At 71.9% G+C, this 19,664-nt stretch carries 17 protein-coding genes; 9 read left to right on the top strand and 8 right to left on the bottom strand.

What is annotated here, in order from left to right:
* The first annotated feature begins 84 nt into the window (after positions 1-84).
* On the top strand, positions 85-711 hold the full coding sequence (locus GFH48_RS22345; RefSeq protein ID WP_194280881.1) for an HAD family hydrolase: 627 nt from the start codon (positions 85-87) through the stop codon (positions 709-711).
* Here the strand turns inward: GFH48_RS22345 and GFH48_RS22350 are convergent.
* The gene (locus GFH48_RS22350; RefSeq protein WP_153289948.1) at positions 687-953 is read right to left on the bottom strand and encodes a hypothetical protein; all 267 of its coding nucleotides are present in this window, start codon (positions 951-953) and stop codon (positions 687-689) included. The genes GFH48_RS22345 and GFH48_RS22350 overlap by 25 nt on opposite strands.
* 217 nt (positions 954-1,170) lie before the next feature.
* On the opposite strand from GFH48_RS22350, the gene GFH48_RS39925 reads away from it, so the two are divergent.
* Positions 1,171-1,554 carry a cold-shock protein gene (locus GFH48_RS39925; protein WP_153289949.1) on the top strand — a complete coding sequence of 128 codons (384 nt, stop codon included), beginning with the start codon at positions 1,171-1,173 and terminating at the stop codon, positions 1,552-1,554.
* 48 nt (positions 1,555-1,602) lie between these two features.
* Here GFH48_RS39925 and GFH48_RS22360 read toward each other — a convergent pair whose 3' ends face one another.
* The 4 genes from GFH48_RS22360 to GFH48_RS22375 are packed head-to-tail and all read right to left on the bottom strand — an operon-like array spanning position 1,603 to position 5,156.
* Positions 1,603-2,463, bottom strand: a complete 861-nt coding sequence (locus GFH48_RS22360) for a 1,4-dihydroxy-6-naphthoate synthase (RefSeq protein ID WP_153289950.1) — start codon at positions 2,461-2,463, stop codon at positions 1,603-1,605.
* Positions 2,453-3,160: a futalosine hydrolase gene (locus GFH48_RS22365; RefSeq protein WP_153289951.1), complete on the bottom strand. Its 708-nt coding sequence runs from the start codon at positions 3,158-3,160 to the stop codon at positions 2,453-2,455. Before GFH48_RS22365 ends, GFH48_RS22360 begins: the two co-directional genes overlap by 11 nt.
* Before the next feature lie 26 nt (positions 3,161-3,186).
* The gene (locus GFH48_RS22370) at positions 3,187-3,672 is read right to left on the bottom strand and encodes a DUF2771 domain-containing protein (RefSeq protein ID WP_153289952.1); all 486 of its coding nucleotides are present in this window, start codon (positions 3,670-3,672) and stop codon (positions 3,187-3,189) included.
* A gap of 59 nt (positions 3,673-3,731) precedes the next feature.
* A complete protein-coding gene (locus GFH48_RS22375) occupies positions 3,732-5,156 on the bottom strand; it encodes an MFS transporter (RefSeq protein WP_153289953.1) in 1,425 nt (474 codons plus the stop codon).
* Positions 5,157-5,609: 453 nt separating this feature from the next.
* On the opposite strand from GFH48_RS22375, the gene GFH48_RS22380 reads away from it, so the two are divergent.
* From GFH48_RS22380 to GFH48_RS22395, 4 genes are all read left to right on the top strand, one after another.
* Positions 5,610-6,536, top strand: a complete 927-nt coding sequence (locus tag GFH48_RS22380; RefSeq protein WP_153289954.1) for a DUF3027 domain-containing protein — start codon at positions 5,610-5,612, stop codon at positions 6,534-6,536.
* Positions 6,537-7,138: 602 nt separating this feature from the next.
* Positions 7,139-10,315, top strand: a complete 3,177-nt coding sequence (locus GFH48_RS22385) for a sacsin N-terminal ATP-binding-like domain-containing protein (protein ID WP_153289955.1) — start codon at positions 7,139-7,141, stop codon at positions 10,313-10,315.
* Positions 10,316-10,535: 220 nt separating this feature from the next.
* Entirely contained in the window at positions 10,536-11,381 is an 846-nt protein-coding gene (locus tag GFH48_RS22390; protein ID WP_153289956.1) for a calcium-binding protein, read from the top strand.
* Positions 11,382-11,626: 245 nt separating this feature from the next.
* Positions 11,627-12,556 (top strand): hypothetical protein, encoded by a 930-nt coding sequence (locus GFH48_RS22395; protein ID WP_153289957.1) that lies wholly within the window; start codon positions 11,627-11,629, stop codon positions 12,554-12,556.
* A 59-nt stretch (positions 12,557-12,615) separates the two neighbouring features.
* On the opposite strand, the gene GFH48_RS22400 is transcribed toward GFH48_RS22395, so the two are convergent.
* Positions 12,616-15,015 (bottom strand): cation-translocating P-type ATPase, encoded by a 2,400-nt coding sequence (locus tag GFH48_RS22400; protein ID WP_153289958.1) that lies wholly within the window; start codon positions 15,013-15,015, stop codon positions 12,616-12,618.
* A gap of 165 nt (positions 15,016-15,180) precedes the next feature.
* On the bottom strand, positions 15,181-15,459 hold the full coding sequence (locus GFH48_RS22405) for a DUF2530 domain-containing protein (protein WP_153289959.1): 279 nt from the start codon (positions 15,457-15,459) through the stop codon (positions 15,181-15,183).
* A gap of 238 nt (positions 15,460-15,697) precedes the next feature.
* Between GFH48_RS22405 and GFH48_RS22410 the strand changes: the two genes are divergently transcribed.
* Entirely contained in the window at positions 15,698-17,149 is a 1,452-nt protein-coding gene (locus GFH48_RS22410; RefSeq protein ID WP_153289960.1) for an NCS2 family permease, read from the top strand.
* 52 nt (positions 17,150-17,201) lie between these two features.
* On the opposite strand, the gene GFH48_RS22415 is transcribed toward GFH48_RS22410, so the two are convergent.
* Positions 17,202-17,384: a ribbon-helix-helix protein, CopG family gene (locus GFH48_RS22415; protein ID WP_148008990.1), complete on the bottom strand. Its 183-nt coding sequence runs from the start codon at positions 17,382-17,384 to the stop codon at positions 17,202-17,204.
* A gap of 143 nt (positions 17,385-17,527) precedes the next feature.
* Between GFH48_RS22415 and GFH48_RS22420 the strand changes: the two genes are divergently transcribed.
* Together GFH48_RS22420 and GFH48_RS22425 are read left to right on the top strand one after the other, a co-directional pair.
* A complete protein-coding gene (locus GFH48_RS22420; RefSeq protein ID WP_153289961.1) occupies positions 17,528-17,965 on the top strand; it encodes a MarR family winged helix-turn-helix transcriptional regulator in 438 nt (145 codons plus the stop codon).
* A gap of 402 nt (positions 17,966-18,367) precedes the next feature.
* Positions 18,368-19,633, top strand: coding sequence for an MFS transporter (locus tag GFH48_RS22425; RefSeq protein WP_153289962.1), 1,266 nt, complete (start codon positions 18,368-18,370; stop codon positions 19,631-19,633).
* The last annotated feature ends 31 nt before the right edge of the window (positions 19,634-19,664 follow it).

Consider the following 19,664-nt stretch of genomic DNA (forward strand, 5'->3'; position numbering starts at 1 on the left):
CAGGACGCCCCGGGGCGTCCACCGGACCGCCCCGGACCACTCCGTGACCCCCTGGGCACAATGGTCCATATGCATATCGCACCGATGCCCTCGCGCGGGCTGACCGTCGGCTTCGACCTCGACATGACCCTGATCGACTCCCGCCCCGGCATCCACGCCTGTTACCGGGCGCTCTCGGCCCGCACGGACACGTACATCGACTGCGATCTCGTCGTCACCCGGCTCGGGCCGCCGCTGGAGGAGGAGCTCGTCAACTGGTTCCCGGCGGAGCGGGTCCCGGCCGTCGCCGGCCTCTACCGGGAGCTGTATCCCGAGTACGCGATCACCGGCACGCTCGCCATGCCGGGTGCCCACGAGGCCGTCGAGGCGGTGCGGGCGGCGGGCGGGCGGGCCGTCGTCGTCACGGCGAAGTGGCAGCCCAACGCCGAACTGCACCTCCGGCACCTGGGGATCGGCGCGGACGCGGTCGTCGGTGACCTGTGGGCCGAGCGGAAGGCGGAGGCCCTGCGCGCGTACGGCGCGAGCGTGTACGTCGGTGACCACACCGGCGACGTCCGCGGGGCGCGCACGGCGGACGCGTACTCCGTCGCCGTGGCCACCGGGCCGTGCGACGCGGCGGAACTGCGCGCGGCGGGCGCGGACGTCGTCCTCGCCGACCTGACGCAGTTCCCGGCCTGGCTGGGCGGCTACCGCGAGGCCACGCCCGCCTGAACCGCGCGGGCCCGGCGGCGGCCGGCCGCGACCGACCGGAACACCCCGGCCCCGGCGATCAGGAAGCCGACGCCCATGAGCATGCTCAATCCGAACATGTAGGTCGGAAAGGGTTTGGTGTCGAGAAGCAGTGGGGTCACGGTGACGAGTGTGGCCAGGGCACCCGCGAAGAACACGAGGGCACCGGCGCGGATCAGCCGGTCACCCGGTTCCGCGGAATTCGGTTGGGTTTTGTCACGCACCGGACCAGGGTAGTTCCCAGCGCGAAGGAACAGTCAGGCGACGTCTTGTCAGCGGCCCCCGGACCATTAGCCTTGGACCGGCGGGTCGGACGGCACGCCGCAGTGCTGTCCGGAGCGGATTTCCAGTGGTTGCCCGGCGTTGCCGGAGCAACTTCCGACGCGAGTGCCCGAGCAGTTTTCAGAGCGGTTCCCGACGAGTACGAGGACGAGGACAGACGTGCCTACCGGCCAGGTCAAGTGGTTCAACAGTGAGAAGGGCTTCGGCTTTCTCTCCCGTGACGACGGCGGCGACGTCTTCGTCCATTCCTCGGTCCTGCCCGCCGGAGTCGACGCTCTCAAGCCCGGCCAGCGTGTGGAGTTCGGTGTCGTCGCCGGTCAGCGCGGCGACCAGGCGCTCTCGGTGACCATCCTGGACCCGACCCCCTCCGTCGCGGCCGCCCAGCGCCGTAAGCCCGACGAACTGGCCTCCATCGTGCAGGACCTGACGACCCTCCTGGAGAACATCACACCGATGCTGGAGAGGGGCCGATACCCGGAGAAGACCTCCGGGAAGAAGATCGCGGGCCTGCTGCGGGCGGTCGCCGACCAACTCGACGTGTAGCCCCCCGCCACGCGAACCCCCGGCCAGGGAAACCCCTGGCCACGCGGGCTACGGGAACGTCAGCGCGTCCGGGCCGAGAGGCGGCACCAGTCCCTCGGCCGCGGCACGCGTGAGCAGGCCGCGGACCGCCGCGTAGCCGTCCTCGCCGAGGTCGGCGGTGAACTCGTTGACGTACAGGCCGATGTGCTGGTCGGCGACGGCGGGGTCCATCTCCTGGGCGTGCGCGAGGACGTACGGGCGGGAGGCCTCGGGGTCGTCCCAGGCGGCGCGGACCGAGGTGCGGGCCGCCTCGGCGAGGGCCGTCAGGCGCTCCTGACCCAGCGACCGCTTGGCGATGATCGCGCCGAGCGGGATGGGCAGCCCGGTGGTCAGCTCCCAGTGCTCACCCATGTCGGCGAGCTTGTGGAGCCCGTAGTTCTGGTACGTGAAACGGGCCTCGTGGATGACGAGTCCGGCGTCCACCTTGCCGTCCCGCACGGCGGGCATGATCTCGTGGAACGGCATCACGACGATCTCGCCGACACCGCCCGGCACCGTGTCGGCGGCCCACAGCCGGAAGAGCAGGTACGCCGTCGACCGTTCGCTCGGCACGGCGATCGTGCGCCCCGTCAGGTCGGCGTCCGGCTCCCGGGTCAGCACCAGCGGGCCGCAGCCCCGGCCCAGAGCTCCGCCGCAGGGCAGCAGCGCGTACTCGTCGAGGACGTACGGCAGCACGGCGTACGACACCTTCAGTACGTCGAACTCACCGCGTTCGGCCATGCCGTTGGTGACGTCGATGTCCGCGAAGGTCACGTCCAGGGCGGGCGCGCCGGGGACGCGGCCGTGGGCCCAGGCGTCGAAGACGAAGGTGTCGTTCGGGCAGGGCGAGTACGCGATCCGCAGCGGCTCGGGCAGCTTCTCAGGGCTCATGTGGGTTCCAACTCTCCAGGACGGGCGCGAGCTTCCCGAAACCCTCGGTGAGGGCCGCGAGAGCCTCGCCGATGCGCCAGGCGGCGCGGTCGCGCGGGCCGACGGCGTTCGACACCGCGCGCAGCTCCAGTACGGGCACGCCGTGGGCGGCGGCGGCCTCGGCCACACCGAAGCCCTCCATGGCCTCGGCGAGGGCGCGGGGGTGCCGGGCGCGCAGTGCGGCGGTGCGCCCGGCGGTGCCGGTCACGGTGGACACGGTCAGTACGGCTCCGGCCCGTGCGCCCGTGACCGCCACGAGCGCTCGTACGAGTGCTCCCGGCGGACGGTGGGTGACGGTGCCGAAGCCGAGTTCCGTCACCGGGAGGAACCCGTCCGGGGTCTCGGCGCCCAGATCCGCGGCGGTGATCTCGTCGGCGACGACGAGGGACCCGACGGGCGCGTCCGGCTGGAAACCGCCGCCGATGCCCGCGGAGACGACCAGGTCGTAGGGGGCGCCTTCGAGGGCGCCCGCGGTGAGCGCGGCGGCGACGGAGGAGGCGGCGAGGGCGGGGCCGACACCGGCCGCCAGCAGATCGAGGGCCGGCCCGGTGGCGGGGGACAGCCGGTGGAGGGTCACCCCGGGAAGCCGCACCTCATGGCGCGGGCCCGCGAACGCCCCGGCCACCGCGTCCCGTTCGAGCGGAACCGCGGTGGCCACCAGCACCTTCGGTCCAGCGGCAGCGATCAGGCGTCCTTCTTGAGCTTGAACGACCACAGTCCGGTCACCGTCTTGTCGCCCTCCTTGATGGAGACGAGCGTCGAGTTGCCGCTGGCTCCGTACTGGGCGTTGAAGAACACGCTTCCCGGAATCGTCCGGTACGTCTTCTTGCTGGAGTCGGTCAGCGGCTGACCGTTCATCAGGATCGTCCAGCCGTTGTCCGCGATCTCCGGGTCCACGCCGAACCGCACGGTGTCGTCGGGGTCGACCTTGATGGACTTGATGTCCTTGGCCTTGAGGCACTTGGCCAGGTCCGCGCTGCTCACCGCCTTGCCGTCGTTGTAGCAGTCGGTCTCGGAGCTCACCGAGCTCTTGCCGACCGTGATCGTGGCCAGCGGCGTCGGCTTGTCACAGGCGGACAGGACGAGAAGTCCGGCGGAAACGGCGCCGAGAGCGGCAACGGCGCGACGGTGATGTCCATTGGCGGCTCTGCCGCGGGGCAGGGAGGTCATGGTCGAAGGCTATCGGGCACGTCCACCGCTCTCCCCACGTGGGGTACGGCGTGCCGCAGTCATGCCACGCGTGGACGCGCCGTGCCTCCGTGCCGGGCGGCGCCGATCAGCCCCCGGACGGTGGTGAGCCACCCGACCGCGACGATCGCGGCCGCCACGGCCAGGCCCAGCGTGCCGTTGAGGGGCAGCACGATGCCGATCGCGCCGCCGAACACCCAGGCCACCTGCAGCAGTGTCTCGGAGCGCGCGAAGGCGGAGGTCCGCACGAGTTCCGGCACGTCCCGCTGGATCAGCGCGTCCAGGGACAGCTTGGCGAGCGCCTGCGAGAACCCGGCGACCGCCGTGAGACAGGCCACCAGAACGGCCCCGAAGAAGAGGGCGGCGGTGATCGCGGCACCCAGGACGCACGCCACCACGGTCACGATGATGATCTCGGGGGCGCGGGATTTCAGCCAGGCCCCGACCGCGGTGCCGAGCGCGTTGCCCGCGCCGGCCGAGACGCCCACGATCCCGAGCGAGACGGCCGCGCTCTCGCCGGTGAGCGGGTGCTCGCGCAGCAGGAAGGCGAGGAAGAAGATCAGGAAGCCGGAGAGGCAGCGCAGGGCCGCGTTGGCGGCGAGGGCGTGGGTGACCCCCGTACCGACGGTGCGCAGCCCGGGACGGGGTGTCTTCCCCCGCCGGGGCCTGCGCACGTGTTCCTCGTCCGCGGCCAGCAGCGCCCTGTCCTCGCCCTTGGCCGAGTCGACCTTCGGCGGCAGGGTGAACGACAGGAACGTCCCCACGACGAAGATCGCGAAGGCGCCGTAGAGCGGATAGCGCGGGCCGAGGGCCTGCAGTCCGGCTCCCACGGGCGCGGCGACGCCGGTGGCGAGGAGGCCGCCGAGGGTGACCCGCGAGTTCGCCTTCACCAGGGAGAACCCGGGCGGGAGCAGCCGGGGCACGACGGCGCTGCGCACCACTCCGTACGCCTTGGACGCGACGAGCACACCGAGCGCGGCGGGATACAGCTCCAGGCTGCCGCTGACGACCGCGCCCGACAGCAGCAGCGCGAGCATCGCGCGGGCGAGCATCGCGCCCGCCATCGCGGCCCGGCGGCCGTGCGGCAGGCGGTCCAGGAGCGGGCCGATCACCGGGGCGAGGAGGGTGAAGGGCGCCATGGTGATGGCGAGGTACAGGGCGACGCGCCCGCGGGCCTCGTCGGTGGGCACGGAGAAGAAGACGGTGGAGGCGAGGGCGATGGTGATCATGACGTCGCCGGCGCCGTTGACCGCGTGCAGTTCGATCAGTTTGCCGAGGCCGGACTCGCCCGCCCCGTGCGCGTGGGTCGCCTTGCGGATTCCTCGGGCCGTACCGGTGAACGGGAAGTGCAGGGCACGGCCGACCGCGCGGACGGACCCGCTCATCCGGCCCGATCCGCCACTTCGGATGTTCCCCCTGGTGCCGTCGATTCCGGCGGCTCCCTGGGGCGACCTCGCGGCTGCCACTCCGCAATAGTGCCCCGAGAATGGCGTGGGTAGTGCGGTTACCGCGCGTATAGGGGCCGAGTGGGGCCGGTGCGGGGCCGTGCCGGGCCGCCGTGAAGGGGCCGCGGGCGGTTTTCGGCCGACCGGGAGCGGCGCGGCGAGGCCCCTCCGGTGCGGCCGAGAACGGGCGGACGGTGGGAAAACGGCGCCTCGGGACGGCGAAGAACACCGGCGCGGAGTGCGGAAGCGCCCCGCCGGTGTGGGCCCAGGGCTCAGGAGAAGGTAGCGTGCGTAACGCGCCTGCGGCGGTTGTTCTCGGCCGCGCGCCTCTCGGTCATCCCGCAGAATGGATGACGTAGGTGCGCCCGAGCGCGATCGGGCGCGGACGTCGACGCGGCCCACCGGTCCGCTCCGTCCGCACCGCCGCCGAGGAAGGGCGCACCCGTGAGACGGCGTAGGAGAGAAGCGATACCTGTGAGCGCAGCGACCACGCGAAGCCGCACCCCCGACCGTCTGTGCGCCGAGGCCGTCGACCTCGCGCGCGCCGCCGCCGAGGAGGCAGCCGCCCCCGGCGTCGTCGGTGAACACGTGGGGCTGGTCTCCGAGGGGGACCGTGTCGTCACGCACTACTTCGAGTGCAAGGACTTCGGCTACCGGGGCTGGCGCTGGGCCGTGACGGTCGCCCGTGCCTCCCGGGCGAAGATCGTCACCCTGGACGAGACGGTGCTGCTGCCCGGCACGGACGCGCTTCTCGCGCCCGAGTGGGTGCCGTGGAGCGAGCGCCTGCGGCCGGGGGACATGGGCCCCGGTGACCTGCTGCCCACCGACGCCGAGGACCTGCGGCTCGAACCCGGTTTCTCCGGTGAGGACGAGCCCGCGCCGAACTCCGCCGTCTCGCAGGACATGGCCGAGCTGGTGGAGGCGGAGGACGCCGAGGTGACGGGGGGCAGCCCCGCGGACCTTCCGTTCGCGCCGCGCCGCGGTTCGATCGCGGCGGTGGCGGAGGAGCTCGGACTGCGCCGGGCGCGGGTGCTCTCCCGGTACGGGCTGCATGTCGCGGCCGACCGGTGGGAGGAGTCGTACGGGCCCAAGACGGCGATGGCGCAGGCGGCGCCCGCGTCGTGCGTCAGTTGTGGCTTCCTGAACCCGATCGGCGGCTCACTCGGACAGGCGTTCGGTGTCTGTGCGAATGAGTTCTCGCCGGCGGACGGGCGGGTCGTGGCGCTCTCGTACGGGTGCGGGGGGCACTCCGAGGCCGCGGTCATGCCGACGCCGCCGCGTCCGGCCCCGCCGGTCATCGACGAGACCCGGGTCGATCCCTTCCCGCTCCGGCCCGCGCCGGATTCCGGTTCGGTCTCGATCGCCCCGGACGAGCCGTCGTCTGAACTGGGCCACTCGTAACCCCGGTGTCCCGTCTCCGGGGGCTGCCGCCCCCGGACCCCCGCATCGGCCTGAACGGCCTCGTCCTCAAACGCCGGACGGGCTGAACCCCCCGACGCCCCGGAGCCCCCGCCGAAACCCCCTGGGGACGAGCGCCCAGGGCCGACGCCCCCGAGGGGGCGCGGGGAACTGCGCGCCCAGCGTCCACGGGCGCGCGGCGACAGGGACACGGCAGGGCGCGTCACCGCGTGCCGGGCGCGTGCCACATCTCGTGGGGATGACGCCCTGTAGGGGCGCGGGGAACTGCGCGCCCAGCGTCCACGGGCGCGCGGCGAAGGGACATCGCGCGGTCTGTCACCGCGTGCCGGGCGCGTGCCACATCTCGTGGGGATGACGCCCTGTAGGGGTGCGGGGAACTGCGCGCCCAGCCCCCACCGGCGCGCGGCGGAAAACACGGCGCGGTCCGCCACCGCCCACACCGCCCACACCACGTGTGCTGAGGGCGGCCCCCATGAAGTCCCACGGGGAACTGCGCGACCGACCATCACCGCCCCGCACGGTACCTTCGTGCCGCGACCGAGCCCAGCGCTCGCGGTCGCGCGAAGCGAGAGGGAGAGTGAACCGTGAGCAAGTTCGTGCAACCGGCACCCGAGGGCGCGGACCCGTTCGGCACGGCCCGCCTGCGCCGCGGCGTGGTGGACGCCTGGGCCACCAGCCCGGCCCGGTTCCGCGAGGACGCCAACGCCGAGGAGGACCTCGTCCTCGGCGGATACCGCGACCGCCTCCTCGTCGAGCTGGCCCAGAACGCCGCCGACGCGGCCGCCCGCGCCGGGGTGCCCGGCCGCCTGCGGCTCACCCTGCGCGACGGGGTCCTCGTCGCCGCCAACACCGGCGCCCCCCTCGACGCGACCGGCGTCGAGTCGCTCTCCACCCTCCGCGCCTCCGCCAAGCGCGACGCGCACGACACCGCCGTCGGCCGCTTCGGCGTCGGCTTCGCCGCGGTCGTCGCGGTCACCGACGAGCCCGCCGTGGTCGGCCGCCACGGCGGAATCCGCTGGTCCCTCGCCGAGGCCCGCGAACTGGCGGCGGACACCGCCCGCCACAGCCCGGGACTGGGCGACGAGATCCGCCGCCGTGACGGCCATGTGCCACTGCTGCGGCTGCCGTTCGCGGCCGAGGGCACCGCCCCCGACCCGTACGACACCGCCGTCATCCTGCCGCTGCGGGACACCGCCGCCGAGGATCTCGCCGAACGCCTGCTGCGCGGGCTCGACGACGCGCTCCTGCTCGCCCTGCCCGGCCTGGCGGAGGTGGTCGTGGAGATCGGCGACGCCGGCACGGGCGGCGCCGAGGTACGGACGCTGCGCCGCAGGACCGAGGAGCACGGGGTCACCCTGGAGGACTCCCGGGACGGCACCACCCGCTGGCGCACGGTCTCCCACCACGGCCCCCTGGACCCCGCCCTCCTCGCCGATCGTCCGGTCGAGGAGCGGCTGCGTCCGCACTGGTCGGTGACCTGGGCCGTCCCGGTCGACACCGACGGCACCCCGGGCCGCCCCCGCACCAGCCCGGTCGTGCACGCGCCGACCCCCAGCGACGAGCCCCTCGGCGTCCCCGCCCTGCTGATCGCCTCCCTGCCGCTCGACACCAGCCGGCGCCACGCCGCCCCGGGCCCCCTCACCGACTTCCTGGTGGAGCGCGCGGCGGACGCGTACGCGGAACTGCTCGCCGCCTGGAGCCCGGTGGACTCGGGGATCATCGACCTGGTGCCGGGCCCGCTCGGCAAGGGAGAGCTGGACGGAGTCCTGCGCCGCGCGATCCTCGACCGGCTGCCGCGCACCGCCTTCCTGCCGCCGGCCGCCCCGCCGGAGAGCGGCGGCCCGGACGCCGAAGCCGACTGGCCCGAGAGCAGCGCGGCGGAGCACCCGGCGGCCCTGCGGCCCCGTGACGCCGAGGTCGTCGAGGGCGCCGGCGCCGAGACCGTCCGGGTGCTCGCCGAGGTGCTGCCCAGCCTGCTGCCCGCCGGCCTGGAGCGCCGGGTGGAGCTCCGGACGCTGGGCGTCGTCCGCGTACCGCTCGCCGATGCCGTGGACCGGCTGGCCGGACTGGAGAAGGACCCGGGCTGGTGGTGGCGGCTGTACGAGAGCCTGGCCGGGGTCGACCCGGACCGGCTGTCCGGGCTGCCGGTGCCGCTCGCCGACGGCCGGACGGCGGTGGGGCCCCGGCAGATCCTGCTGCCGGGCTCCGACGACATGCGGGCCGCCGCCCCCGACACCCTCGCCCGCCTCGGCCTCAAGGTCGCCCACCCGGACGCCGCCCACCCGCTGCTGGAGAAGCTCGGTGCCCTCCCGGCCACTCCCCGCGCGGTCCTCACCACCCCGCAGGTGCGCGCGGCCGTCGCCGCCTCGCTCGACGACGAGGGGAGCGGCTGGGACGAGGAGGCACCGGACACCGAGGAGGTGGCGGAACTGGTCCTCGCCCTGGTCCGCGACGCCGCGCTCGAACCCGGCGACGAGCCGTGGCTCGGCGCCCTCGCCCTGCCGGACGAGGAGGGTGAACTCGCTCCCGCCGGTGAACTGGTGCTGCCCGGAAGCCCGTTCGCGCAGGTCATGCGCGAGGACGAACTCGCTTTCGTCGACTCGGAGTTGGCCGAGCGGTGGGGTGAGCAGCCGCTCGCCGCCTGTGGTGTGCTGGCCAACTTCACCCTGGTGCGCGCCACCGACGTGGTGCTCGACCCGGACGAACTGGAGCCCCGCGACTCCGACTTCGCCGAACCCGACGACGCGGGGCTGCTGGACGCCGTCGACGTGTGGTGCGAGGACGTCCTCGACCGGCTGCCCGACACCCCCGTACCGCCCGTCGCCACCGAGATCGTCGCGGTACGGGACCTGGACCTGGTGGACGACGAGCGGTGGCCGCAGGCGCTCGCGCTGCTGTCCCGGCCGCCGCTGCGCGACGCGCTGACCCAGCCGGTGCGCGTCCTGCTCCCGGACGGCACCCACGAGATCGTCCGGCCGTACTCCGCCTGGTGGCTGCGCGGCCATCCCGTCCTGGACGGGCGCCACCCGGCCGGGCTGCTCGCCGCGGGCGGCGACCCGCTCCTGCGCGGGCTGTACGACGAGGCCGACGCGACCGGTTTCGACGACGAGCAGGTGCTGCGGGCGCTGGGCGTCCGCACGTCCGTCGCCGCGCTGCTGGACGAGCCCGGGGGCGCCGCCGAGCTCCTGGAACGTCTCGCCGACCCCGACCGCGAGGTCTCAGGCGCCCAACTGCACGCCCTGTACGGCGCTCTGGCCGAGCTGGATCCCGAGCGCGTGACCCTGCCGGACGAGCTGCGCGCCGTGCTGGACGGACGGGTCACCGTCGTGGACGCGGCCGACGCCGTGGTCGTCGATTCGCCGGACCTGCTGCCCTTCACCGGCGGCATGCCCCTGCTCCCCGTCCGCCCGTCCCGCGCCGCCGACCTCGCCGAGCTGTTCCAGGTGCGGCGCCTGAGCGAGTCGGTGACCGGCGAGGTGACCTCCGAGGGCACCGAGCACGACGTGCCGGAGTCCGTACGGGTCCTGCTGGGCCCCTCGGCCCTCGCGTCCTACGTCGAACACGGGGAACTCGTCGTGGACGGCACCGAACTGGACTGGCGCCGCACCCGGGACGGGGTGCTGCACGCCTCCACCCTGGAGGGCGTCGCGGCGGGCCTCGCCTGGGCGGCCGGTCAGTGGCCGCGCCGCTTCGAGGTCGCCGCCCTCCTGGAGGACCCGTCCCGCACCGGGGAGATGGCCCGGGACCGCTGGTTCGACTGAGGCGGGCGGCCGGGTCGGACGGTGCGCGGCGACCGTCCGCCCCGGCCCCACGAGAGGGTCTTGGTCATGTACGCACAAAATCCTCACCACGCGTACAACCATTCACTCCTGTCACGGATCTGATCATCCGAGTCAAGAGACTCCACATCACTCGGGCCCCGAGTGACGACGAGCCGTGCGGACGACCGGCGTCGGGGCCCCTTTCCCAGTTGGGGACTGCATGCGCATTCGAGTCACCGTGGCCGCCGCTACCGGCGCGCTGGCCCTCTCCGCCCTGGCCGCTCCGGCGGCGCAGGCCGCCGAGGGGCCCGGCGCCACCTCGGTCGCCCGCTCCGTCGTGGCCGACGCGGTGAAGACTCCCGCCGACGAGTCGCACGGCGACACCGCGATCTCGAACGTCGTGGTGAACGGCGGCAAGGACATCGTTCTCGGCACCACCACGAAGAAGACCTTCACCGTCTCCTTCACCGCGAAGGACAACTCGGGCGTCAAGTGGGCGCAGGCGATCCTGTGGCACGGCGCGAACTTCGACAACCTGGACGGCGGCGCCGTGGCCGACTCGTCCGACGGCCGCGCCGCCTGCACCAAGGTCAACGCCACCACGTCGAACTGCAAGGCGGCCTTCACCGTCAAGGCGGACGTCGACCTCGTCGACAGCCTGGCCGGCGGTTGGAAGGTCTGGGCGATCGCCCAGGGCACCGACGCCGACTACGTCCAGAAGGACAACGTCAAGGGCTTCCAGATCCAGCGCCTGTCCAAGCTGACGGTCAACGCGGCCCCGGAGCCGGTGAAGAAGGGCAAGACCATCACGGTCACCGGCGCTCTGACGCGCGCCAGCTGGAACTCCGGCAAGTACCTGGGCTACACCGGCCAGTCCGTGAAGCTCCAGTTCAAGAAGAAGGGCGCCACCACCTACACCACGGTCAAGACGATCAAGACGACCACGGCCGGCGCGCTGAAGACGACGGTCACGGCGTCCGTCGACGGCGCCTACCGCTACTCCTTCGCGGGCACGACGACCACCCCGGGCGTCAGCGCCACGGGTGACTCCGTCGACGTGCAGTAGCAGGGCGGTTCGTCGCGGGGAGCAGACCGCCTCGACGGTCCGCGGCGGTGCCGGGAGAGCCCGGGCCGCCGCGGGCGGCAGTTTTGGTCATGTACGCACAAAGATTTCACCACGCGTACAACCATTCGCCCCTGTCGCGGATCTGATCATCCGAGTCAAGAGACTCCACATCACTTGGGCCCCGAGTGACGACGAGCCGTGAGGAACGACCACCGCAGGGGCCCCTTTCTCCACTTGGGGATCGCATGCGCATTCGAGCCACTGTGGCTGCCGTTACCGGTGCCCTGGCCCTCTCCGCGTTTGTCGTGCCGGCCGCGCACGCCGCCGACTCCGGCTCCTCCTACCGTGCGGACGTCGCGAAGGTCCTGGAAGCCGCGCACTCCGCGTCCGGAAAGACCGCGTTCACCGCCACCACCGCCGACGACGCGCCGTACGCCCTCAACGTCAGCTTCTCCGGCATCAAGGTGAACGGCGGCAAGGCCTTCGCGGTCGGCACCACCAACCACGTCGCTGTTCCGGTCACCTACACCCTGACCCACGGCGCCGAGGTCGACATCACCGCCGCCGACTTCCTGACGGGCCCGTACCTCTACAAGGGCAGCTTCACCAGCCCGGACAACGCGCTCTTCGGCGTCGACCCGGCGAAGTGCACCGCCACCTCGTCGACCACCGCCTCCTGCAAGGGCAACATCGACGTCTACCCGGCCGAGGGCGACCTCATCAACTCGGACGCGGGTGCCTGGAAGGCCGCCGGTCTGGCCATCGCGTACAACGGCCAGAACCCGGACAGCCCCACCTTCGACATCAGCAAGGTCGGCGTCGCCGACCAGGGCGGCTTCACGTCCCCGAACGTGCAGCGCTACTCCAAGCTGACGGTCAACGCCGCCCCGGAGCCGGTGAAGAAGGGCAAGACCATCACGGTCACGGGCAAGCTGTCCCGCGCCAACTGGGAGACGAACAAGTACGCGGGCTACACCGGCCAGTCGGTGCAGCTGCAGTTCCGCAAGAAGAGCAGCACCACGTACACGACCGTGAAGACGGTCAAGACGGACGGCACCGGCAACCTGAAGACGACCACCACGGCGTCCGTCGACGGTTACTACCGCTACAGCTTCGTGGGCACCTCGACCACCCCGGCCGTCAAGGCCGCGGGCGACTACGTCGACGTCCAGTAGCCGACCCGAGCCACCCACCGGTCCCCGCGCCCCCGCCGGGGGCGCGGGGACCGCGTCGTTCACGCGGGAAAGCGGCGGTCCACCCCTCTCCACAGGAGTTCCAGGGCGGCCGCCGCGACCACCGAGATGCCCACCGCGATCCACGGCATCTCCACGCCCACCAGCTTCAGGGCGAAGAAGTGCTGGAGCCACGGCACGATCAGCACGACGACGAACGCCAGCCCCATCGAGGCCACCAGGGCGACGCGCCACCAGGTGTACGGCCGGGCGATGATCGCCAGCACCCACATCGAGATCAGGAACAGCGTCAGCGTCGCGGCGCTGGTCTCCGCGTCCAACTCGCCCGGCCCGGTGTAGTGATGACGGGCCACCAGATAGGTCACGAAGGTGGCGACGCCGGCGACGACACCGCCGGGGATCGAGTAGCGCATGACCCGGCGCACGAAGTGCGGTCTCGCCCGCTCCGTGTTGGGGGCGAGCGCGAGGAAGAACGCCGGGATGCCGATCGTCAGGGTGGAGAGCAGGGTCAGGTGCCGGGGAAGGAAGGGGTATTCGACCCGCCAGCACACCACCAGCACCGCGAGCAGCACCGAATAGACGGTCTTCACCAGGAACAGGGTCGCGACCCGGGTGATGTTGCCGATGACCCGGCGGCCCTCCGCGACCACCGAGGGCAGCGTCGAGAAGCTGTTGTTGAGCAGCACGATCTGGGCGACCGCCCGGGTCGCCTCCGAACCCGACCCCATGGAGACGCCGATGTCGGCGTCCTTGAGGGCCAGGACGTCGTTCACACCGTCGCCCGTCATCGCCACCGTGTGGCCGCGCGACTGCAGCGCGCCCACCATGTCGCGCTTCTGCTGCGGGGTGACCCGCCCGAACACCGTGCCCTTGTCCAGCGACTTCGCCATCTCCTCCCGCTCGTCGGGAAGCCTGCGCGCGTCCACGACCTCGCCGCTCAGACCGAGCTTGCCGGCCACCGCGCCGACCGAGACCGCGTTGTCGCCGGACAGGACCTTCGCCCGGACGTCCTGCTCGGCGAAGTAGCGCAGGGTGTCCGCCGCGTCCGGGCGCAGCCGCTGCTCCAGTACGACCAGCGCGGTCGGCCGCGCGCCCTTCTTCACCTCGGGATCGTCGAGGTCCCTGGTGGCCCGGACGAGCAGCAGGACCCGCAGCCCCTCCTCGTTCAGCCGCTCGGTCTCGGCGAGCGCCGGGTCGTCGGGGGGCAGCAGCACGTCGGGGGCGCCGAGCAGCCAGGTGCCGGCCTCGCCGTCGCCCTCGCTGAAGGACGCCCCGCTGTACTTGCGGGCCGAGGAGAAGGGCAGCGACTCGACGCAGCGCCAGTCCTCGCTGTCCGGGTAGGCGTCGATGATCGCCCGGAGGGAGGGGTTGGGCCGTGGGTCGGACTCGCCGAGCGCGCCGAGGACCTTGCGCACGTACGACTCGTCGGCACCCCCCAGTGGCCGCAGCTCGGTGACGTCCATGCCGCCCTCGGTGAGGGTGCCGGTCTTGTCGAGGCAGACGGTGTCGATGCGGGCGAGGCCCTCGATGGCCGGAAGTTCCTGCACGAGGCACTGTTTCCGGCCAAGTCTGATGACGCCGATCGCGAAGGCGACGGAGGTGAGGAGGACCAGACCCTCGGGGACCATCGGCACGATCCCGCCGACCGTCCGCGCGACGGAGTCCTTGAAGCCGTGCTGCTTGACCACGAGTTGGCTGATGACCAGTCCGATCGCGGTCGGGATCATCATCCAGGTCACGTACTTGAGGATCGTGGAGATACCGCTGCGCAGCTCGGAGTGGACGAGCGTGAACCGTGACGCCTCCTCGGCGAGCTGGGCCGCGTACGCCTCGCGGCCCACCTTCGTCGCGGTGAACGCGCCGCCGCCCGCGACCACGAAACTGCCCGACATCACCTCGGCCCCGCGGCGTTTGACCACTGGGTCGGCCTCGCCGGTGAGCAGTGACTCGTCGATCTCCAGGCCGTCGGCCTCCACGCAGGTGCCGTCGACGACGATCTTGTCCCCGGGGCCGATCTCGATCACGTCCCCGAGCACGATCCGCGAGGTGCTGACCTCGGCGGCGACCCCGTCCCTGCGCACCGTCGGCTTCGCCTCGCCGATCACCGCGAGCGAGTCCAGGGTCTTCTTGGCCCGCCACTCCTGGATGATGCCGATCCCGGTGTTGGCGATGATCACGTATCCGAACAGGCTGTCCTGGAACGGGGCCACGGACAGCATGATCAGCCAGAGCACACCGATGATCGCGTTGAACCGGGTGAAGACGTTCGCGCGGACGATCTCGCCCAGCGAGCGGCTGCTGCGCACCGGGACGTCGTTGACCTCGCCGCGTGCCACCCTTTCGGCCACTTCGGCGGCGGACAGCCCCCTGGCCCGCCCGAGAGCGGGGAGGGGTACGGGGTGCACAGGATCGAGTTCCGCGCCCGCGTCGATGTGCGTCATGCATTCGACGGTACGTGCGGTACCGGGGCTTCACCTGCCGAGTGCCCCGAAGATCCGACCAGGGGAGGACGGGGGCGGCGGGTTGTGATGCCCTGGTTGGAGGCCGGAGGCGGGAAGCCTGGGGTCGGGGACGGCCCTGGGCCGGAGATACGCCCGGGGAGCCGGTTACTCCGCTGCCGTGGACGACGGCCCGGTGCCCGCCGCCGCGGCCCGCTTGATCGCGGCGTCGCGCCCGCGGACATACCAGACGCCGATGAGTCCGAGGCCGGCGCCGGCCAGACAGGTCCACAGCCACCAGGTGTGCCCGTGGTCGTCGTACCAGCCGTAGAACGGCAGCTGCACCAGGAAGAGGACGAACCAGAGGATCGTGCCGCCCGTGATGGTGGCGACGACGGGGCCCTCCAGGGGCTCCGGCGCCTCGTGCTTGGGGGTCCACTTCGCCATGGGCACAGCTTACGAGGCCGTGGACCGGCCGGTGCTCGCACCCGTGTTCCCGGTGCGCACCAACGGTCTACGCGCGGAGATAGCGATTTCGGATTCATATGTTCATACTGAAACAGTCCGAGTCTGGCCAGTTGTATTCGTAGGAAAGCACCAACAGGGCCTGGGGAATCCCGTGGGTGACCGACCGCCGGCCGGACTCGATCATGTTCACCGTCCCCCCGCACGCTTGAGGACCCGCATGTCCACCTCGGCCGCCACCAAGGCCCCCGCCCCGCAGGAGCCGGAGTCCCGGCCCGCGCGGAGCGCCCTCGACCGCTACTTCAAGATCTCCGAACGGGGCTCCAGCGTCCCGCGCGAGATCCGCGGCGGTCTCGCCACCTTCTTCGCGATGGCCTACATCATCGTGCTGAACCCGATCATCCTGGGCAGCGCGAAGGACATGTACGGGCACCACCTGGACAACGGTCAGCTGGTCACCGCGACCGCCCTGACCGCGGCCTTCACGACGCTCCTCATGGGTGTCATCGGCAACGTGCCGATCGCGCTCGCGGCCGGCCTCGGTGTGAACACGGTCGTCGCGCTCCAGCTCGCCCCGCGGATGTCCTGGCCGGACGCCATGGGCATGGTCGTGCTGGCCGGCTTCATCGTGATGCTGCTGGTCGCCACCGGGCTGCGCGAGCGCGTCATGAACGCGGTGCCGCTGGGGCTGCGCAAGGGCATCTCGATCGGTATCGGCCTGTTCATCATGCTGATCGGCCTGGTCGACTCCGGCTTCGTCTCCCGCATCCCGGACGTCGCCCAGACCACCGTGCCGCTGCAGCTCGGCGCCGACGGTCACCTCAACGGCTGGCCGGTGCTGGTCTTCGTCCTCGGCACGCTGCTCACGCTCGCGCTGATCGTGCGCAAGGTGCCGGGCTCGATCCTCATCTCGATCGTCACCATGACGGTCCTCGCGGTGATCGTCAACGCCGTCGCCAAGGTCCCCTCCTGGGGCCTGACCACCCCGAAGTGGCCGGGCAACCCGGTCGCCACCCCGGACTTCGGGCTCGTCGGCAAGGTCAGCCTCTTCGGCGGGTTCGGCAAGGTCGGTGTGCTGACCGGCATCCTCTTCGTCTTCACCGTGCTGCTGTCGTGCTTCTTCGACGCGATGGGCACGATCATGGGTGTCAGCGACGAGGCCAAGCTGACCGACGCGCAGGGCAACATGCCCGGCATCAACAAGGTCCTCTTCGTCGACGGCATCGCGGTCGCCGCGGGCGGCGCCAGCTCCTCCTCGGCCACCACCTGCTTCGTGGAGTCCACGGCGGGCGTCGGTGAGGGTGCGCGCACCGGCTTCGCGAACGTCGTCACCGGCGCGCTCTTCGCGATCGCGCTCTTCCTGACCCCCATCGCCACGATGGTCCCGTCCCAGGCCGCCACCCCCGCGCTGCTCGCGGTCGGCTTCCTGATCCTGTCCGGCTCGGTCCGCGAGATCGACTGGGCCGACCACACGATCGCGATCCCGGCCTTCGTGACGATGGTGATGATGCCGTTCACCTACTCGATCACGAACGGCATCGGCATGGGCTTCATCACCTTCGTGGTGCTGCGTCTCGCGGCCGGCCGGGGCCGCGACATCCCGGTCGCGATGTACGTGGTGTCGGCGGTCTTCGCCTTCTACTACCTGATGCCGGCCCTCGGCCTCACCTGACGGGTGGGGTCACGCGACCCCGGCCTCCGGGGTCCCCCGGAGGCTCCCGGGCTCACGTGACCCCGTAGAACTTCTCCGTCTCGTCGACGGCGGTCTGGAACCGCTCGTCGAAGTCATCGCGAATGAGCGTCCGGACGACATAGTCCTGGACGCTCATTCCGCGTTTGGCGGCATGGTCCCGGAGCCGGTCGAGCAGCTCCCCGTCTATCCGCAGGCTGAGCACACTGGTCCCCATGGAGTCGAGGGTCGCCGGACTTCGGCGCGCGATGGGTCACTTTTCGCGATGGAGTCACTCGTACGAGTGACGTGAGGATGCAGTGGTCCGTGTCACGGGCACCCCGATGCTCCTTAGCGAGAGTAATGAGTTAAGCTAAATACATGCCTGACCTCACCCATGGCGACGACGCTGCCGCCGTGAACGCCCTGCGCTCCGCAGTGATGCGGCTGTCGCGTCGACTCAAGCACCAGCGGGTCGACGAGTCGCTGAGTCCGACCGAGATGTCGGTGCTCGGCACCCTGGCCCGCTGTGGCTCCGCCACGCCGGGTGAACTCGCCCGCAAGGAGCATGTGCAGCCGCCCTCGATGACCCGCATCGTCGCGTTGCTCGAAGCCAAGGCCCTGGTCAGGCTGGAGCCTCACCCCGAGGACCGGCGACAGAAGGTCGTCACGCAGACCGACAAGGCCGAGGCGATGCTCGAAGAGAGCCGCCGCCGGCGGAACGCGTGGCTGGCCGGCCTGGTCGAGGCCCTGGACGAGGACGAGTGGGCCAAGCTCCGCGAGGCCGCTCCCGTCCTGGAGAAACTCGCACAGATCTGACGCACCGCCCGGCGTGCCGACCGAGGTCCGGCCGGCACGCCCTCACCCCGGACACCGCCGTCCGTGCCCCCAAGGAGGCGAGCCCTTTTGAGTTCGGGACCCGGAGCAGACTCCGCCCCCGCACCAGCCACCCACGACTCCCCGCCCGCCCCTGACGGTGTCACCCACCCGTCCCGCACACCCGGATCCCGGACCCGCCCGACCTCGGCCCCCTCGGCCCCCTCGGCCCCCTCGGCCCCCTCGGCCCCCTCGGCCCCCTCGGTCCTCCCGGTCACGGCCCCCGCGGCGGCATCCCCGTCGCCTGTGCCGCCGGCCCCCACGACCTCGGCGGCCCCGGCCGCCCGGCCGGCCCCTTCACCGTCTGTGCCGTCGGCGTCGTCATCGGCGTCGTCATCGTCATCGATGTTCAGTTCCCTGAAGATCCGGAACTACCGGCTGTTCTTCCTCGGACAGGTCGTCTCCAACACCGGCACCTGGATGCAGCGCATCGCCCAGGACTGGCTGGTCCTGAGCCTCACCGGCTCCTCCGCCGCGGTCGGTATCACCACCGCGCTGCAGTTCCTGCCGATGCTGCTCTTCGGGCTGTACGGCGGTGTCCTGGTCGACCGCCTTCCCAAGCGCCCCACCCTGCTGGCCACCCAGACGGCCATGGGCGTCACCGGGCTCGTGCTCGCCTTCCTGACCCTCTCCGGCCACGTCCAGGTCTGGCACGTCTACCTGGCTGCCTTCGGCGTCGGCCTCGCCACGGTCGTCGACAACCCGGCCCGCCAGTCCTTCGTCTCCGAGATGGTCGGCCCGGGCCAGCTGCAGAACGCGGTCAGCCTCAACTCCGCCAACTTCCAGTCCGCCCGCCTCGTCGGCCCCGCCGTCGCGGGCGTGCTGATCACCGGCGTGGGCACCGGCTGGGCGTTCCTGTTCAACGGGCTGTCCTTCGTGGCCCCCATCGCCGGGCTGCTGCTGATGCGCGCCCGCGACCTGCACACGGTCGAGCGTGCGCCCCGCGGCAAGGGCCAGCTCCGCGAAGGCCTGCGCTACGTCGCCGGCCGTCCCGACCTGGTCTGGCCGATCGTCCTCGTCGGCTTCATCGGCACCTTCGGCTTCAACTTCCCGGTCTGGCTCTCCGCCTACGCGGACGACGTCTTCGACGCGGGCGCCGGCGCGTACAGCCTCTTCAACACGCTGATTGCGGTCGGCTCGGTGGCCGGCGCGCTGCTCGCCGCCCGTCGCGGCACGGCCCGGCTGCGCGTGCTGATCGCGGCGGCCCTGGCCTTCGGCCTGCTGGAGGCGGTGGCGGCCGTGGTGCCGTCGCTGTGGCTCTTCTCGCTGCTCATGGTCCCGATCGGAGTCTTCGGCCTGACGGTCAACGTCACGGCGAACACCTCGGTCCAGATGGCCACCGACCCCGCCATGCGCGGCCGTGTCATGGCGCTGTTCATGATGGTCTTCGTGGGCGGCACGCCACTGGGCGCGCCGCTGGTCGGCTGGGTCACCGACGCCTACGGCCCGCGGGTCGGCTTCGCGCTCGGTGGCCTGGTCTCGGCCGCCGCCGCGACGGCCGTCGGCCTGGTCCTGGCCCGCGTCGGCGGGCTGCGTCTGTCGGTCGGCTGGCACCGCGGCCATCCGCGGGTGCGCTTCGTCCCCAAGGAACGGCTGGCGACCGCGGTCTGACCGGGAACCGTGGCCCCCGTCCCTGGGAGAG

Source organism: Streptomyces fagopyri (genome assembly GCF_009498275.1).
Classification (GTDB): Bacteria; Actinomycetota; Actinomycetes; order Streptomycetales; family Streptomycetaceae; genus Streptomyces; species Streptomyces fagopyri.

Bases quoted from the DNA above. Each gene is read 5' to 3' on its own strand.
- GFH48_RS22345 (WP_194280881.1), top strand. From the start codon at position 85: ATGCCCTCGCGCGGGCTGACCGTCGGCTTCGACCTCGACATGACCCTG.
- GFH48_RS22360 (WP_153289950.1), bottom strand. From the start codon at position 2,463: ATGAGCCCTGAGAAGCTGCCCGAGCCGCTGCGGATCGCGTACTCGCCC.
- GFH48_RS22370 (WP_153289952.1), bottom strand. From the start codon at position 3,672: ATGACCTCCCTGCCCCGCGGCAGAGCCGCCAATGGACATCACCGTCGC.
- GFH48_RS22390 (WP_153289956.1), top strand. From the start codon at position 10,536: ATGCGCATTCGAGTCACCGTGGCCGCCGCTACCGGCGCGCTGGCCCTC.
- GFH48_RS22395 (WP_153289957.1), top strand. From the start codon at position 11,627: ATGCGCATTCGAGCCACTGTGGCTGCCGTTACCGGTGCCCTGGCCCTC.
- GFH48_RS22400 (WP_153289958.1), bottom strand. From the start codon at position 15,015: ATGACGCACATCGACGCGGGCGCGGAACTCGATCCTGTGCACCCCGTA.
- GFH48_RS22405 (WP_153289959.1), bottom strand. From the start codon at position 15,459: ATGGCGAAGTGGACCCCCAAGCACGAGGCGCCGGAGCCCCTGGAGGGC.
- GFH48_RS22410 (WP_153289960.1), top strand. From the start codon at position 15,698: ATGTCCACCTCGGCCGCCACCAAGGCCCCCGCCCCGCAGGAGCCGGAG.
- GFH48_RS22415 (WP_148008990.1), bottom strand. From the start codon at position 17,384: ATGGGGACCAGTGTGCTCAGCCTGCGGATAGACGGGGAGCTGCTCGAC.
- GFH48_RS22420 (WP_153289961.1), top strand. From the start codon at position 17,528: ATGCCTGACCTCACCCATGGCGACGACGCTGCCGCCGTGAACGCCCTG.
- GFH48_RS22425 (WP_153289962.1), top strand. From the start codon at position 18,368: ATGTTCAGTTCCCTGAAGATCCGGAACTACCGGCTGTTCTTCCTCGGA.